Source organism: Pedobacter sp. UC225_61 (assembly GCF_044452285.1).
GTDB lineage: Bacteria > Bacteroidota > Bacteroidia > Sphingobacteriales > Sphingobacteriaceae > Pedobacter.
In genome coordinates, this window is sequence record NZ_JBIOAL010000001.1 from 118,139 (window position 1) to 131,473 (window position 13,335).

The 13,335-nt window shown below is 33.2% G+C and carries 16 protein-coding genes; 11 read left to right on the forward strand and 5 right to left on the reverse strand.

Annotated elements, in window-relative coordinates; all coding sequences use genetic code 11:
* Positions 1–40: 40 nt before the first annotated feature.
* Positions 41–493 carry a lipocalin family protein gene (locus ACHMWN_RS00535; protein ID WP_397296881.1) on the reverse strand — a complete coding sequence of 151 codons (453 nt, stop codon included), beginning with the start codon at positions 491–493 and terminating at the stop codon, positions 41–43.
* A 137-nt stretch (positions 494–630) separates the two neighbouring features.
* On the opposite strand from ACHMWN_RS00535, the gene mdh reads away from it, so the two are divergent.
* The 4 genes from mdh (at position 631) to ACHMWN_RS00555 (ending at position 3,347) form a co-directional block, all read left to right on the forward strand.
* Positions 631–1,569, forward strand: coding sequence for a malate dehydrogenase (mdh, locus tag ACHMWN_RS00540; RefSeq protein WP_397296884.1), 939 nt, complete (start codon positions 631–633; stop codon positions 1,567–1,569).
* Positions 1,570–1,650: 81 nt separating this feature from the next.
* Positions 1,651–2,073 (forward strand): aspartyl protease family protein, encoded by a 423-nt coding sequence (locus ACHMWN_RS00545; protein WP_397296887.1) that lies wholly within the window; start codon positions 1,651–1,653, stop codon positions 2,071–2,073.
* A 14-nt stretch (positions 2,074–2,087) separates the two neighbouring features.
* Positions 2,088–2,756 carry an N-acetylmuramoyl-L-alanine amidase gene (locus ACHMWN_RS00550; protein ID WP_397296890.1) on the forward strand — a complete coding sequence of 223 codons (669 nt, stop codon included), beginning with the start codon at positions 2,088–2,090 and terminating at the stop codon, positions 2,754–2,756.
* 57 nt (positions 2,757–2,813) lie between these two features.
* Positions 2,814–3,347, forward strand: a complete 534-nt coding sequence (locus ACHMWN_RS00555) for an SRPBCC family protein (RefSeq protein WP_397296893.1) — start codon at positions 2,814–2,816, stop codon at positions 3,345–3,347.
* Positions 3,348–3,468: 121 nt separating this feature from the next.
* Here ACHMWN_RS00555 and ACHMWN_RS00560 read toward each other — a convergent pair whose 3' ends face one another.
* The 3 genes from ACHMWN_RS00560 to gyrB form a co-directional block, all read right to left on the reverse strand.
* Positions 3,469–4,131 (reverse strand): hypothetical protein, encoded by a 663-nt coding sequence (locus ACHMWN_RS00560; protein ID WP_397296896.1) that lies wholly within the window; start codon positions 4,129–4,131, stop codon positions 3,469–3,471.
* Positions 4,128–4,469 (reverse strand): PadR family transcriptional regulator, encoded by a 342-nt coding sequence (locus ACHMWN_RS00565; protein WP_397296898.1) that lies wholly within the window; start codon positions 4,467–4,469, stop codon positions 4,128–4,130. Before ACHMWN_RS00565 ends, ACHMWN_RS00560 begins: the two co-directional genes overlap by 4 nt.
* 117 nt (positions 4,470–4,586) lie before the next feature.
* Positions 4,587–6,545, reverse strand: coding sequence for a DNA topoisomerase (ATP-hydrolyzing) subunit B (gene gyrB / locus ACHMWN_RS00570; protein ID WP_397296900.1), 1,959 nt, complete (start codon positions 6,543–6,545; stop codon positions 4,587–4,589).
* Between the two features lie 167 nt (positions 6,546–6,712).
* Between gyrB and ACHMWN_RS00575 the strand changes: the two genes are divergently transcribed.
* Together ACHMWN_RS00575 and ACHMWN_RS00580 are read left to right on the forward strand one after the other, a co-directional pair.
* Positions 6,713–7,309, forward strand: a complete 597-nt coding sequence (locus tag ACHMWN_RS00575) for an OmpH family outer membrane protein (protein WP_397296902.1) — start codon at positions 6,713–6,715, stop codon at positions 7,307–7,309.
* A gap of 82 nt (positions 7,310–7,391) precedes the next feature.
* Positions 7,392–8,141 carry an EcsC family protein gene (locus tag ACHMWN_RS00580; RefSeq protein WP_397296905.1) on the forward strand — a complete coding sequence of 250 codons (750 nt, stop codon included), beginning with the start codon at positions 7,392–7,394 and terminating at the stop codon, positions 8,139–8,141.
* A gap of 73 nt (positions 8,142–8,214) precedes the next feature.
* Here ACHMWN_RS00580 and ACHMWN_RS00585 read toward each other — a convergent pair whose 3' ends face one another.
* Positions 8,215–8,610 (reverse strand): RNA-binding S4 domain-containing protein, encoded by a 396-nt coding sequence (locus tag ACHMWN_RS00585; RefSeq protein WP_397296908.1) that lies wholly within the window; start codon positions 8,608–8,610, stop codon positions 8,215–8,217.
* A gap of 66 nt (positions 8,611–8,676) precedes the next feature.
* On the opposite strand from ACHMWN_RS00585, the gene ACHMWN_RS00590 reads away from it, so the two are divergent.
* The 5 genes from ACHMWN_RS00590 to ACHMWN_RS00610 all read left to right on the forward strand — a co-directional run bounded on the left by ACHMWN_RS00590 (position 8,677) and on the right by ACHMWN_RS00610 (position 13,293).
* Entirely contained in the window at positions 8,677–9,495 is an 819-nt protein-coding gene (locus tag ACHMWN_RS00590; protein ID WP_397296911.1) for a 2,3,4,5-tetrahydropyridine-2,6-dicarboxylate N-succinyltransferase, read from the forward strand.
* A complete protein-coding gene (locus ACHMWN_RS00595) occupies positions 9,495–10,418 on the forward strand; it encodes a glycosyltransferase (RefSeq protein WP_397296914.1) in 924 nt (307 codons plus the stop codon). Before ACHMWN_RS00590 ends, ACHMWN_RS00595 begins: the two co-directional genes overlap by 1 nt.
* On the forward strand, positions 10,415–11,218 hold the full coding sequence (locus tag ACHMWN_RS00600; RefSeq protein WP_397296915.1) for a glycosyltransferase family 2 protein: 804 nt from the start codon (positions 10,415–10,417) through the stop codon (positions 11,216–11,218). Before ACHMWN_RS00595 ends, ACHMWN_RS00600 begins: the two co-directional genes overlap by 4 nt.
* On the forward strand, positions 11,211–11,777 hold the full coding sequence (locus tag ACHMWN_RS00605; RefSeq protein ID WP_397296917.1) for an L-threonylcarbamoyladenylate synthase: 567 nt from the start codon (positions 11,211–11,213) through the stop codon (positions 11,775–11,777). The genes ACHMWN_RS00600 and ACHMWN_RS00605 overlap by 8 nt, the downstream gene beginning before the upstream one ends.
* A 109-nt stretch (positions 11,778–11,886) precedes the next feature.
* Complete coding sequence (locus ACHMWN_RS00610) at positions 11,887–13,293, forward strand: CCA tRNA nucleotidyltransferase (protein ID WP_397296919.1); 1,407 nt, start codon at positions 11,887–11,889, stop codon at positions 13,291–13,293.
* Positions 13,294–13,335 lie beyond the last annotated feature (42 nt).

Sequence of the window (13,335 nt, forward strand, 5' to 3'; positions counted from 1 at the left end):
CTAATTTCTCATCTTGGGCATATAATGACAAAAGAACTACTTAAGCATGCTCTTGACTTACCAGACTTCCAGTATCATAACCCATTTGCCTGCATCTTTCTATAATATCTTTTAATAAGATTGGATCCATTTTTGGTTCTCTTGCCATAATAAAAAGATATTTTTCTTCAGGATGACCGACAACTACATAGCTATAATCATCTGCTAATTCAATTACCCAATATCCTATTTTAAAGGGCCAAAAAAATTGAGCTTTCATATCACCATCTAGCTTTTCTTTATCAAAAAATAGTTTTGAAGTAATAGATTTTTCTTCTGGCTTCCCTTCTTTATGGTAAGTGGTATAAACATCAAAATGTTCACCATCAATTAAAGTATACGTTTCTGTGGTTTGCTTCCAATTCTTATCCATCAATGTGGGAATTGAATATAAAGAATACCATTTTCCAGCAAATGCTGAATAATCTATGGCTTTTACAGGTTGATTTTCCATTTCTAATCCTTTACTATTTAACCATTTCTTGCTAATAAAGTTTTAAAAAATGAGAAAGCATTTTGGTAAGCTAATACAAATCTATATCTTGGGCATGTAAAAACAATTTCAACTAAAATTCCAAAATATAATATCAAATGAAAATAACGGTAGTAGGTGCAGGTGCTGTTGGTGCCACTTGTGCAGATAACATTGCAAGAAAAGAATTAGCAGAAGAATTAGTGTTGCTAGATATAAAAGAAGGTTTTGCTGAAGGTAAGGCTATTGACATGATGCAAACTGCTACTTTGTTAGGTTTTGATACGAAGATTAAAGGTGTAACAAATGATTATAGTCAAACTGCAGGTTCTGCTGTTGCTGTAATTACATCGGGTTTACCACGCAAACCAGGGATGACTCGTGAGGAGTTAATCGGTATAAATGCTGGCATTGTAAAAGGCGTAGCAGAAAACATTTTAAAATATTCTCCAGATGCGATTATTGTAGTGATTAGTAATCCGATGGACACAATGACTTATTTAGCATTAAAATCTCTAGGCTTACCTAAAAACCGTATTATTGGCATGGGTGGAACATTAGATAGCGCTCGTTTCAAATACTATTTAAGTGTTGCATTAAACTGTAATTCTAACGATTTACAAGGATTTGTAATTGGAGGTCATGGTGATACAACTATGATCCCATTAACTCGCTATGCAACTTACCAAAGTTTACCTGTTAGCAATTTGTTAGATGAAGCTACTTTAGCAAAGGTTGCCGCTGATACAATGGTTGGAGGAGCTACATTAACTGGTTTATTGGGTACATCTGCTTGGTATGCTCCAGGTGCTGCAGGTGCTGCTTTAGTGGAAGCAATTGTACGTGATGAGAAAAAATTATTCACTTGTTGCGTTGCTTTAGATGGTGAATATGGTCAGAAAGATATTTGCTTAGGAGTTCCTGTAATTATTGGTCGCAATGGCTGGGAAAAAATCATCGATTATAAATTAAATGAAACAGAACAAGCTACATTCAATAAAAGTGCTGATGCAGTACGCAACATGAATAATGTATTGGCTGAAATGAAATTAATATAATTCATATTTTAACATTAAGGAACTAAGAAAACAAGGAAAATTTCTTCATTGGCCTTAACTTCTTAATGGTAAAAACATAAAATGAGAACAATAACTGTTCCTTTAACCCTAATTAATTTACAAGACAATGGTTTCCATCTTTTGGTGGAAATTGTTGTTTTTGGCGAAAAATTATTCGCAGTTTTAGATACTGGAGCTTCAAGATCTGTTTTTGATAAAGGGTTAATGGAAAAGCATATTCAAGAGCTTACCATAAGTGATGAAACACAAGCAGCTACCATTTTTAGTAGCGCCACAACTTTACAAGGTTTTATTCCAACGCTCAAAATTGGCAGTTTGATATTAAAGCAATACCATGCAATTGCTTTAGATTTACAAAGTGTAACCGACACTTATTTGCTGTTGGGACACCCTCCGATTTCTGCAATTATTGGTGGTGATATTTTAACAGAATTTAACGCTAAAATAGATTACCAGAAAAAAATAATAAGATTTTACAAGTAATTTCTAGTTGGTTGATGTGCATTTTCAAAAAACTACTTTCATTTCTTTTACTTTTTAGCTCGTTTACAAGTTTTGCACAACAAATTGAGATTATCAATAAACATATCATTTTTGATGAAACTAGAGCTCAACTCTCTTTAGATTATTTGAAAATAAGACATAATCTCATTCAACAAACACCAACAATTAATCCTAAAATGATTGTATTGCATTGGACAGCTTCTAAAAGTTTGATGGGAACTTATAATACTTTTAATAGATCTATTTTACCGAGTTCACGCAAAGCATTAGTGCATGCAAGTAGCTTAAATGTTTCTTCACATTATTTAGTAGATCGTGATGGTTCTATTTATCAGTTATTGCCAGATACCGTTTTTGCTCGCCACGTAATTGGTTTAAATTATTGTGCTATTGGAATTGAAAACGTGGGAAGTGATAATTATCCATTAACACAAGCGCAGCTTTTTGCGAATGAAAAATTAGTCCGTTACTTAACAAAAAAGTATAATATTCAATATTTGATTGGTCATTACGAGCATACTTGGTTTAAAAACACCTCATTATGGCGAGAAACTAATCCTTATTATTTTTCTCAAAAAACCGATCCTGGGATATCATTTATGAAAAAAATTAGAGAAGAATTAAAAGATTTAAATTTAAAAGGAGCTCCTGCTAAAAAATAACACTTGCATTTTCATTTCGTTTATGATTAACTTTAAGTAAACCAAACAAATAAAAATATGAAAGTGTTAAAAGTTTTACTAGGCATAATTGCCGTATTAGTAATTATTTTCTTTGTAGGCGGAATGTTCTTGCCTAAAACCTATTCTGTAAGTCGTACTACGACCATAAATGCACCTGATAGTGTAGTTTTTAAAAACGTAGCGGATTTTAATGAATTTTTAAAATGGAATCCATGGACTAAAATGGAACCAGCTGCTAAAGTTACAATCACAGGAAATGCAGGTAAACCAGGGCATTTATACCAATGGGTGGGTGATAAAGTTGGTACTGGTCAGATGAAATTAACTGAAGCTATGCCAAATCAATCTATTGTAGAAGAAATGAAATTTATTAAACCAATGGAAAGTTCATCGATAGTTCGTTTTGACATTGCCAAAGAAGGCAATTCTAATAAAGTAACATGGACTATCAGCGGCGAAAGTGATGGAGCTATGAATAAATGGATGGGTTTATTTATGGATAAAATGATGGGAAAAGACTTTGAAAATGGTCTAAAATCTTTGAAAGAAAAATCTGAAAAAGGAGAATAAGTTAAAAATTTTTGAGGCCCTCTTAGAAATAATACCTAGGAGGGCTTTTTTTATTAATCTAGCTTATATTGTTTTTCTAATGTTAGAGAGGACATTTTAAGAATTAATAGCATAGGCTGATTTATTTAGTCAGCACTTTTAGTTTCTGATTATAAAACTTGATAAAGGCCCTTACATATACACTACTAAAAAAGAACAGGGATAAAGCAATGATCAATTTGGTATTAGCACTTATTTCAAATAAACTACTTTTACCAAGAAAATTACTAAAAATTCCATTCACCATAATAAAGCCAAATGAACAAGAATAGCCAAAGTAATTATCTAAAATGGAATATTTTGAATATTGATATTTATTTTTTAAAATTATAGTAAAACCAAATGCGGCAACCAAGATACAACAACCAATAGACGACAAAATTATTGGCTTTATATTAAACAACAAGCCTTTTTTGTTACAATATAGAGTTAAGCACAAAGCCAATACAATTAAGTTATTAAAAATATTAGGCCACCTAAAGCTGTTTACCATTTCCATTCGAAAACCCTTGTTATATTGCTTACTTAATTCCTTTTGATAGCTTTTTTCTTGATATACGATTTCAGAAAAACCGCCAAAATCTTTATTTACAATATTTATTACCTCGTCGATACTAAAAGTAACTTTACTATCTTCAAATGAATTTACGATATGGTCAAACAATTCATTATAGGTTTCCCTATATTTAGGTACCGTTATAATATAATCCTTAATCTCGGCCTTTTGCTCATCTGTTAATTTCATTGCAACGCAGTATTTAAGTTTAACAATAGTTGTAACTGAGCGATAAAATCTTTTGCTTCTTGTAATTTGTTTACAACTTCTTTCTCTCCATTTTGAGATAATGCATAATATTTACGAACACGATTTTCAACAACTTCGGTTGATGTTTCTAAAAAACCTTCTGCTTCTAATTTATGTAGTGCGGGATAAAGCGCTCCTTCTTTTAAAATAAGTTCTCCACCTGTAATGGATTTTACCTTTTGCGTAATTTCGTAACCATACATCCGATTATTTTCTGCCAATAGATTAAGAATAATGGTTTGTAAAGTCCCTTTAAACAGTTCGTTATTTATAGCCATAATACGAATATAACATTTTTTATATACATAAGAAAATTATGTATATAAATTAAAAACATAAAAGCCTTCGAGATAATTCTCAAAGGCTTTTTTATTGTTTTATAAACTTATGACTAGTTATGCATCAATCTTAGCATATTTTGCATTGCGCTCAATAAATTCTCTACGTGGTGCAACTTCATCACCCATTAACATAGAAAAAGTATGATCACATTCTGCAGCGTTTTCTATTGTTGCTTTCAATAATGTACGTCTAGCTGGATCAAGAGTAGTTTCCCATAATTGCTCTGCGTTCATCTCACCCAAACCTTTGTAACGTTGAATGTGTACGCTTTCTTCTTTACCAGCACCTTTTAAACGTTGAACTGCTTGATCACGCTGCATATCGTTCCAGCAATATTCAAAATCTTTACCTTTTTTAACTTGATACAGCGGTGGAGCTGCAATGTAAACGTAACCAGCTTCAATTAATGCTTTCATGTAGCGGAAGAAGAATGTTAAAATCAAAGTTGTAATGTGCGATCCGTCAATATCAGCATCCGTCATGATCACAATCTTGTGGTAACGAAGTTTAGTTAAATTTAATGCTTTATCATCTTCTGGCGTTCCAATACTTACACCCAAAGCGGTGAACATGTTTTTAATCTCATCGTTCTCGTAAATTTTATGTTCCATTGCTTTTTCCACATTCAGGATTTTTCCTTTCAACGGCAAAATAGCTTGGAAATTACGATCACGACCTTGTTTAGCAGTACCACCCGCCGAGTCTCCCTCAACTAGGTACAATTCGCATTTTTCTGGATCACTATCAGAGCAATCGGCAAGTTTTCCTGGCAAACCAGAACCACCCATTACACTTTTACGTTGTACCATTTCGCGAGCTTTACGAGCCGCTGCTCTAGCTGTAGCTGCTAAAATAACCTTGTTAACGATCATCTTAGCTTCTCTAGGGTATTCTTCTAAATAAATACCTAAAGCTTCTCCTACGGCAATATCTACCGCACCCATTACCTCGCTATTTCCTAATTTGGTTTTAGTTTGACCTTCAAACTGTGGCTCTTGTACTTTTACAGAAACAACAGCGGTTAATCCTTCTCTAAAGTCATCACCGGTAATTTCGAATTTTACATTCTTAAGCAAACCCGATTTTTCAGCATAAGCTTTCAATGTACGTGTTAAACCACGTCTAAAACCTGCAATGTGTGTTCCACCCTCGTGGGTATTAATGTTATTTACGTAAGAGTGAACGTTTTCTGAATAACTATCGTTGTATTGCAAAGCCAACTCAACCGGAATACCATTTTTAATTCCTTCAACATAAATTGGTTCAGGAATTAATGCAGGACGAGTTCCATCCAAAAATGTAACAAACTCTTTTAATCCACCTTCAGATTTAAATAATTCAGATAAATAAGTACCATCTTCATTTACTTCACGTTCGTCTGTTAATGTTAAACTAATCCCTTTATTTAAAAAAGATAATTCACGTAAACGAGATGCTAATGTATCATAACGATATTCTGTAGTTTGAGTAAAAATGGTACCATCAGGAGTAAAAGTTACAATTGTACCACGTTTTTCAGTAGTTCCAATCTTTTTTACATCATATAAAGGCTTACCAATATTGTACTCCTGCACCCATATCTCTCCATCGCGGTGTACTTCTGCTCTTAAGTGTGTAGATAATGCGTTAACACAACTTACCCCTACACCATGTAACCCACCAGAAACTTTATAGGTGTCTTTATCAAATTTACCACCAGCATGTAAAACCGTCATTACGATTTCTAATGCAGATTTATTTTCTTTTTTATTTATTCCAGTTGGAATACCACGACCATTATCTTCAACCCTAATTGAATTGTCTTTAAGGATATTTACATAAATGGTGTCAGCATGACCAGCTAATGCCTCATCAATTGAGTTATCTACTACTTCGTAAACTAAGTGGTGCAAACCTTTAATTCCGGTATCACCGATATACATGGAAGGACGCTTACGTACAGCCTCTAAACCCTCTAAAACCTGTATATTATCGGCACCATAATTTGAGTTTGGATCTTTTTCTTCGCTCATAATTTTATTTAATACATAAAGAATCAAAAATAACCATTTTTTACCTAATTAGGGCAGATGTGGATAACTATTTGGGTGTTAAAATCACATTAAAATTGATTAAAAAACGTATGTTTTTAGGATAGTCCATTTTGATTTTTATATTTGCTAAAATTTATTAAAATAGAATGAAAGTAACTACATTAAAAGTAAGCAGTTTAGCTACTGCAATAGCAATAGTTTCGGTACTAACTGCTTGTGGAAATAAGGATAATAAAACTGAGGCAACAGCTACCAAAACTACAACTGTATCAGCTGATGAGAAAATCGTTTACGTTAACTCTGACTCATTGTTAACCAAATACGAATATTTTAAAGACCTTAAAGCCAAAATGGAAGTTAAAGGTAAAGCTGCTGAAAGTGATTTAGCTTCAAAAACTCAGGCTTTCCAAAGAGAAGTACAACAGTATCAACAAACACAAAATACATTACCTGCTGATCAAAGAGCTGCAACTGAACAAAGATTGCAACGTAAACAACAAGAGTTGCAAGCGTACCAACAAAATGCAGGTGCTGCTTTACAAAACGAGCAAGCTAAAGAACAAGAAGCTTTATATAACAAAGTAGCAGAATATTTGAAAGGATATGCTAAAACTAAAGGTTATAAAATGGTGTTAACCTACTCTAAAGGTAATAGTGCAATTTTATTTGCTGATGAAAGCCTTGATGTAACTAGTGCTGTAATTGTTGGCTTAAATGAAGCATATACAAAAGATAAAAAATAATTATTATGCTAAGTTTAGCCTAGAATTTTAGAAATAAAAATGCTCCGAATAATCGGGGCATTTTTTTTGTACATTAATACCCATGAGTTACGAAGAACAATTGAATTACGAACTTCAGTTTTGGAAAATGGAGTTAATGAAAAAGCCATCGGTGCTTGGAAATTTAGCGACTAAAATTCAAACGAAAATCAACAGTTACATTCCAACGAAAGTTCATAAAGCAATTACTACAACTATTAAACAAATGGTTAAGGCTGTTTTATTTGGCTCTACATACACCACATCAGCTATGCCAGCTAGTGATATGAGCTTACTTCATAGAGAAGCGCTAGTAAAAGCAAAAATTGAAAATTATAGTAAAACTGGCGCAGCCGAAGGTGGTATAACGGGCGCTGGTGGGTTTTTGATGAGTATGACAGATTTTCCAATCTTAATTGGCATTAAAATTAAAATGCTTTTTGAAATTGCTTCATTGTACGGTTTTGATGTAAAAGATTACCGTGAAAGACTATACATTCTTCATATTTTTCAATTAGCATTCTCTAGCAAAATAGGTACACAAAATGTATTTAAACAAATGCAAAACTGGGATGAAAAACTAATCGTATTACCAGAAAGCGCAGATCAGTTTGATTGGCAAACTTTTCAACAAGAATACAGAGATTATATAGATTTAGCTAAAATAGCACAGTTACTTCCTGTTGTTGGTGCAGCTGTTGGCGCAGTTGCAAATTATAAATTGATACAAAAATTAGGTAAAACAGCAATGATGGCTTATCGGTTAAGGATTTTAAGGTCCGAAAGTTGGGAAGTCCAACAGTCCGAGGAGTAATGATATAAAATTTAACTTTCTACTATTTTTTGCCAATATTGTCTTTCGGACTTTCCGACTCTCAAACTTTGGACTATTCCTCAAACATTCCGCCTATTAAATCATCCGTTTCTCGTCTATCTTTTTTAGTTGGTCTTCCTGTACCACGATCTCTTTTTAAACTTGGTGCATGAAATACAGATTTAAATGCATGAGTTTCTTCCATTGGTGTGAGATCTTTATATTTTGTTACCGCAATTTTAGCCTCAACTCTGTTGTATAAAAGTTCTACCACTTCTATTATCTTCTTCTCTATTCCTTTTGACACTTGGTAAACTTCACCAACTTTAACGATAGCTGATGGCTTAAGATTTTGGCCATTCAATTTTACACGACCCGCTTTACATGCATCAGTTGCAAGGCTACGGGTTTTAAATAATCGTATTGCCCATAGGTATTTATCAATCCTTAATTTCTCTTTTTCCATCATAAAAAATCAAAAATACAATGCTCAATACATAAAATTGACTTATTTTGTAAAAAAATAAAAAATACAATGACTGAAGATTTAAAGAAATTAATAGAAGCCGCATGGGAAGACAGATCTTTATTAGCTTACAATAACTATTGTGAAGCAATTGAAGAGGTAATTTTAAGATTAGATAGAGGTACATTGCGTGTTGCAGAGCCTGTTTTAAATAGCTGGGGAATTAATGAATGGATCAAGAAAGCTGTGATTTTATATTTCCCAATTAACGAAATGAAAGAAATTAAAGTTGGTCCTTTCGTATACCATGATAAAATGGATTTGAAAACCAATTATAAAGACCAAGGTGTACGTGTTGTTCCTATGGCTAGCGCTCGCTATGGCGCTTATTTAGCCAAAGGAGTAATTATGATGCCATCTTATGTAAACATTGGTGCTTATATAGATGAAGGTACAATGGTAGATACTTGGGCAACTGTAGGCTCGTGTGCACAAATTGGCAAACGCGTACACTTAAGTGGTGGAGTAGGTATTGGAGGCGTGTTGGAACCTGTTCAAGCTTCTCCAGTTATTATAGAGGATGATTGTTTCCTTGGATCAAGAGCTATCGTAGTTGAAGGTGTTAAATTAGAAAAAGAAGTTGTTTTAGGTGCGAACGTTGTTTTAACAGCATCTACAAAAATTATAGATGTAACTGGAGAAAAACCAATCGAATATAAAGGCGTTGTTCCTGCCCGTTCGGTAGTAATTCCAGGTTCATATACTAAAAAATTCCCTGCTGGAGATTTTCAAGTTCCATGTGCTTTAATTATTGGAAAACGCAAAGAATCAACCGATAAAAAAACTTCGCTTAATGATGCATTAAGAGAAAATAATGTAGCTGTTTAATGATTTCTAGTAAAGGATCAGAAATTGTATCAATATCAATTGCAATGTGCACCTATAATGGTGCAAAATACATCAATGAGCAATTGGAAACAATTATAGCGCAAGATTATCCTTTACACGAAATCATTGTAGTTGACGACCGCTCATCCGACGATACTTTTAAAATTTTAGAAGATTGGAAGGCGAAACATCCTGCTCTGTTTAAGCTTTATTTAAATGAGGAAAATTTAGGTTTCGACAAAAATTTTGAAAAAGCAATTTCTCTTTGCACTGGAGATTTAATTGCAATTGCGGATCAAGACGATGTTTGGATGAAAGACAAATTAAGTTCTTTAGTCAAATTATTTGCTGATGAGAATGTAATGTTAGCACATGGCGCTTCAATTACCCTTAAGAATGGTAATTTACATCACTTTTCGGGGCAGTTGAAGCGTTATAAGCTTTTTGAAGGAAGTGATAGCCGAAAATTATTTCTTTTAAATCAATTAAGTGGACATAATATCATGTTCAGAAAATCAATTTTAAATCAGGCTATACCTATTCCAGATTTTATGCCTTATGATTGGTGGTTAGCGTTAAATGCAACTGCATTGGGCGAAATTAAAGCTGTTAAAAGATATCTTGTTCACCATAGAAAACATGGAGACAATGCATTTTTCAGCAAAAAAAGGATAAAAAATCCCTTAACATTACGATCAAGATTGCTGTTGTTTAAGCGAATACAAAATCTAAATTCAGAAAGCAGTTTATTTCTGGATGAGTTTATCTCATATGCAGAACAACATGAACAAGCGCCATCATCCAAAATTGATTGGAAGTTTTTTAAATTTCTACTGAAGTACAGTAAAATTATTTTCGGTCATAAAAAAAGGATTTTTCCTGCTTTTACCTATTTAACGAACTCCATAAAATTTGCCAAATGAAGGTATCCTTAATCATTGCAACCTATAATTGGCCTCAAGCATTAGAACTTGCCGTTTTAAGTGCACTTAAACAAAGTAGATTGCCTGATGAAATAATTATAGCTGATGATGGTTCGACAGAAGAAACTCGATTAGAAATTACGAAATTAACTGAGAAGAGCAAAATACCAATCATTCATCTTTGGCAAGAAGATAACGGCTTTCAAAAAACATCGATTCTAAATAAGGCGTTTGCAAAAAGTACTGGAGAATATGTTATTCAAATAGATGGAGATATTATTCTTCACCATCATTTTATTAAAGATCATTTAGGCTTAGCGAAAAAGAATGCTTTCATTCAAGGTGGTAGAGTATTATTAGGACCAGAAATATCACGCAAAATCTTATCCGATAAAAATATCAATATCAATATTTTCAATAGTGATATTAAAAGAAGAAAAGATGGAATCCGGTTTTTAGCACTTTCAAATTTTATTGCTAGTGGATATAGAAATAGGCACCCAAAGTATTTTGCAAGGGGTGCAAATATGTCTTTCTGGAGAGAGGATTTAGTATTAACAAATGGTTATAATGAAGATTTTTCTGGATGGGGCCATGAAGATAGTGAGCTAACCATTCGATTAATGAATGCGGGCAAACAGAAACTTCAACTTAAATTCGGGGGCATCGCTTATCACATTTACCACAAAGAAGAAGCCTCCAAACAACACGATCAACAAAATAAGGAGCTGTTAGAAAACACGGTTAAATCAGGAATAGTTTTTACACCAAAAGGTTTAAATCAATATTTAGATGCTTAGAGAAGAAGTTAATAAAGCCTTAGAAATTTTAAAAAATGGAGGGGTAATCCTCTACCCCACTGATACAGTTTGGGGTTTAGGTTGCGATGCAACAAACGAAGAAGCTGTGGTTAAAGTAAATGCAATTAAAGGTCGTGCTGCTGATAAAAGCCTAATTGTGCTTTTAGAAAACGATAATAAATTACAGAGCTATGTTACAGAAATTCCAGACGTTGCCTATGAGTTAATTGAATATGCTGAAAATCCATTAACTATTGTTTTTTCTGGCGCAAAAAATTTAGCTAAAAGTGTAATTAATTCAGACGGTACTGTAGGAATTAGAGTGGTAAAACACGATTTCTGTGGGCAATTAATTCAACGATTTCGCAGGCCAATTGTCTCCACTTCTGCTAATATAAGTGGTCAACCAACTCCTAAATTTTTCGATGAGATTAGCGATGAAATTAAAGACGCCGTTGACTACATTGTAGACCTTGAACAAGAAAATCGTATTGCAAAAAAACCTTCTACTATTATTAAGTTGGGTCCATCTGGTCAATTTGAATTTATACGTAAGTAATTTTACTATTTTTGCATAAATTTTAAACAAAATCGTCACCCTAAATTTATTCAGGGTCTGCCTATTAAAAAGATGCTGAAATAAATTAAGCATGGCGACACATCTAATCATGCAGCAACATCTACAAAATCCAATATTTAAAGTTTTAGCCAGTATAGCTGATCAAACCAAAACAGAAATTTACGTTATTGGAGGATTTGTGCGTGATTTATTTTTAAATCGTCCATCAAAAGATATTGATATTGTAGTAGTTGGCAACGGAATTGAATTTGCTGAGAAAGTTGGCATACATTTAAAAACGAAGGTGGCAGTATTTAAAAATTTTGGCACCGCCATGCTTAAATACAACGATTTGGAAATCGAATTTGTAGGTGCTCGAAAGGAATCATATCGTTCCAATTCTCGTAAACCCATTGTAGAAAATGGCACTGTAGAAGATGATCAGTTACGAAGAGATTTTACCATTAATGCCTTAGCGATAAGTTTAAATGCAACAAACTATGGCGATTTAATCGATCCATTTGACGGATTAGGAGATTTAGAACAAAAGCTAATTCGAACTCCACTAGATCCTGCACTTACCTTTTCTGATGACCCGCTTCGCATGATGAGAGCCATCCGCTTTGCAACTCAATTAAATTTTGAGATTGATAGAAAGGCGATTGAAGCAATTAAAAAACAGAAAGAACGAATTAGCATTGTATCAAAAGAACGAATTACAGATGAGCTGAATAAAATCATTTTGGCTAAGACTCCGTCAATTGGGTTTAATTATTTGTTCGATACAGGTTTATTACAACTTATTTTTCCGCAAATGGCGGCTTTATATGGGGTAGAAATTATAAAAGGAAAAGGTCATAAAGATAATTTTTATCACACTTTACAAGTTTTAGATAACATTTGCACCACAACAGATGATCTATGGTTAAGGTGGGCAGCCATCTTACACGATATTGCAAAACCTCCAACTAAAAGATTTGAAGAAGGTCATGGCTGGACTTTTCATGGGCATGAAGACAAAGGAGCTAGAATGGTACCTCAAATTTTTGCTCAATTAAAACTGCCGTTAAATGAAAAAATGAAGTTTGTGCAAAAATTAGTTCAACTTCATTTACGTCCAATTGTTTTAGCACAAGAAAAAGTAACGGACTCTGCGGTAAGAAGATTACTTTTTGAAGCTGGCGAAGAAATTGAAAGTTTAATGTTGTTATGTAATGCAGATATAACCACTAAAAACGAATATAAAATCAAAAAATACCGCAATAATTTCGAGCTTGTTAAACAGAAATTAAAAGATGTTGAAGAGCGTGATCAATTACGAAATTGGCAACCTCCTATTTCTGGAAACGACATTATGCAAACATTTGATTTAAATGCTGGAAAGGAAGTTGGAATACTGAAAAATGCAATCCGAGAAGCTATTTTAGAAGGTGAAATAACAAACAATTATGAGGAAGCGTTTAACTTTATGTTAAAGAAAGCTAACGAATTAGGTTTAAAACCAATTACTAGATAGGTTTAACTCCTAAAATTATTTTTTATTTTCTTAATTTTACAA

Coding starts and splice junctions, on each gene's coding strand:
- ACHMWN_RS00535 (WP_397296881.1), bottom strand. CDS start 493: ATGGAAAATCAACCTGTAAAAGCCATAGATTATTCAGCATTTGCTGGA.
- mdh (WP_397296884.1), top strand. CDS start 631: ATGAAAATAACGGTAGTAGGTGCAGGTGCTGTTGGTGCCACTTGTGCA.
- ACHMWN_RS00545 (WP_397296887.1), top strand. CDS start 1,651: ATGAGAACAATAACTGTTCCTTTAACCCTAATTAATTTACAAGACAAT.
- ACHMWN_RS00550 (WP_397296890.1), top strand. CDS start 2,088: ATGTGCATTTTCAAAAAACTACTTTCATTTCTTTTACTTTTTAGCTCG.
- ACHMWN_RS00555 (WP_397296893.1), top strand. CDS start 2,814: ATGAAAGTGTTAAAAGTTTTACTAGGCATAATTGCCGTATTAGTAATT.
- ACHMWN_RS00560 (WP_397296896.1), bottom strand. CDS start 4,131: ATGAAATTAACAGATGAGCAAAAGGCCGAGATTAAGGATTATATTATA.
- ACHMWN_RS00565 (WP_397296898.1), bottom strand. CDS start 4,469: ATGGCTATAAATAACGAACTGTTTAAAGGGACTTTACAAACCATTATT.
- gyrB (WP_397296900.1), bottom strand. CDS start 6,545: ATGAGCGAAGAAAAAGATCCAAACTCAAATTATGGTGCCGATAATATA.
- ACHMWN_RS00575 (WP_397296902.1), top strand. CDS start 6,713: ATGAAAGTAACTACATTAAAAGTAAGCAGTTTAGCTACTGCAATAGCA.
- ACHMWN_RS00580 (WP_397296905.1), top strand. CDS start 7,392: ATGAGTTACGAAGAACAATTGAATTACGAACTTCAGTTTTGGAAAATG.
- ACHMWN_RS00585 (WP_397296908.1), bottom strand. CDS start 8,610: ATGATGGAAAAAGAGAAATTAAGGATTGATAAATACCTATGGGCAATA.
- ACHMWN_RS00590 (WP_397296911.1), top strand. CDS start 8,677: ATGACTGAAGATTTAAAGAAATTAATAGAAGCCGCATGGGAAGACAGA.
- ACHMWN_RS00595 (WP_397296914.1), top strand. CDS start 9,495: ATGATTTCTAGTAAAGGATCAGAAATTGTATCAATATCAATTGCAATG.
- ACHMWN_RS00600 (WP_397296915.1), top strand. CDS start 10,415: ATGAAGGTATCCTTAATCATTGCAACCTATAATTGGCCTCAAGCATTA.
- ACHMWN_RS00605 (WP_397296917.1), top strand. CDS start 11,211: ATGCTTAGAGAAGAAGTTAATAAAGCCTTAGAAATTTTAAAAAATGGA.
- ACHMWN_RS00610 (WP_397296919.1), top strand. CDS start 11,887: ATGCAGCAACATCTACAAAATCCAATATTTAAAGTTTTAGCCAGTATA.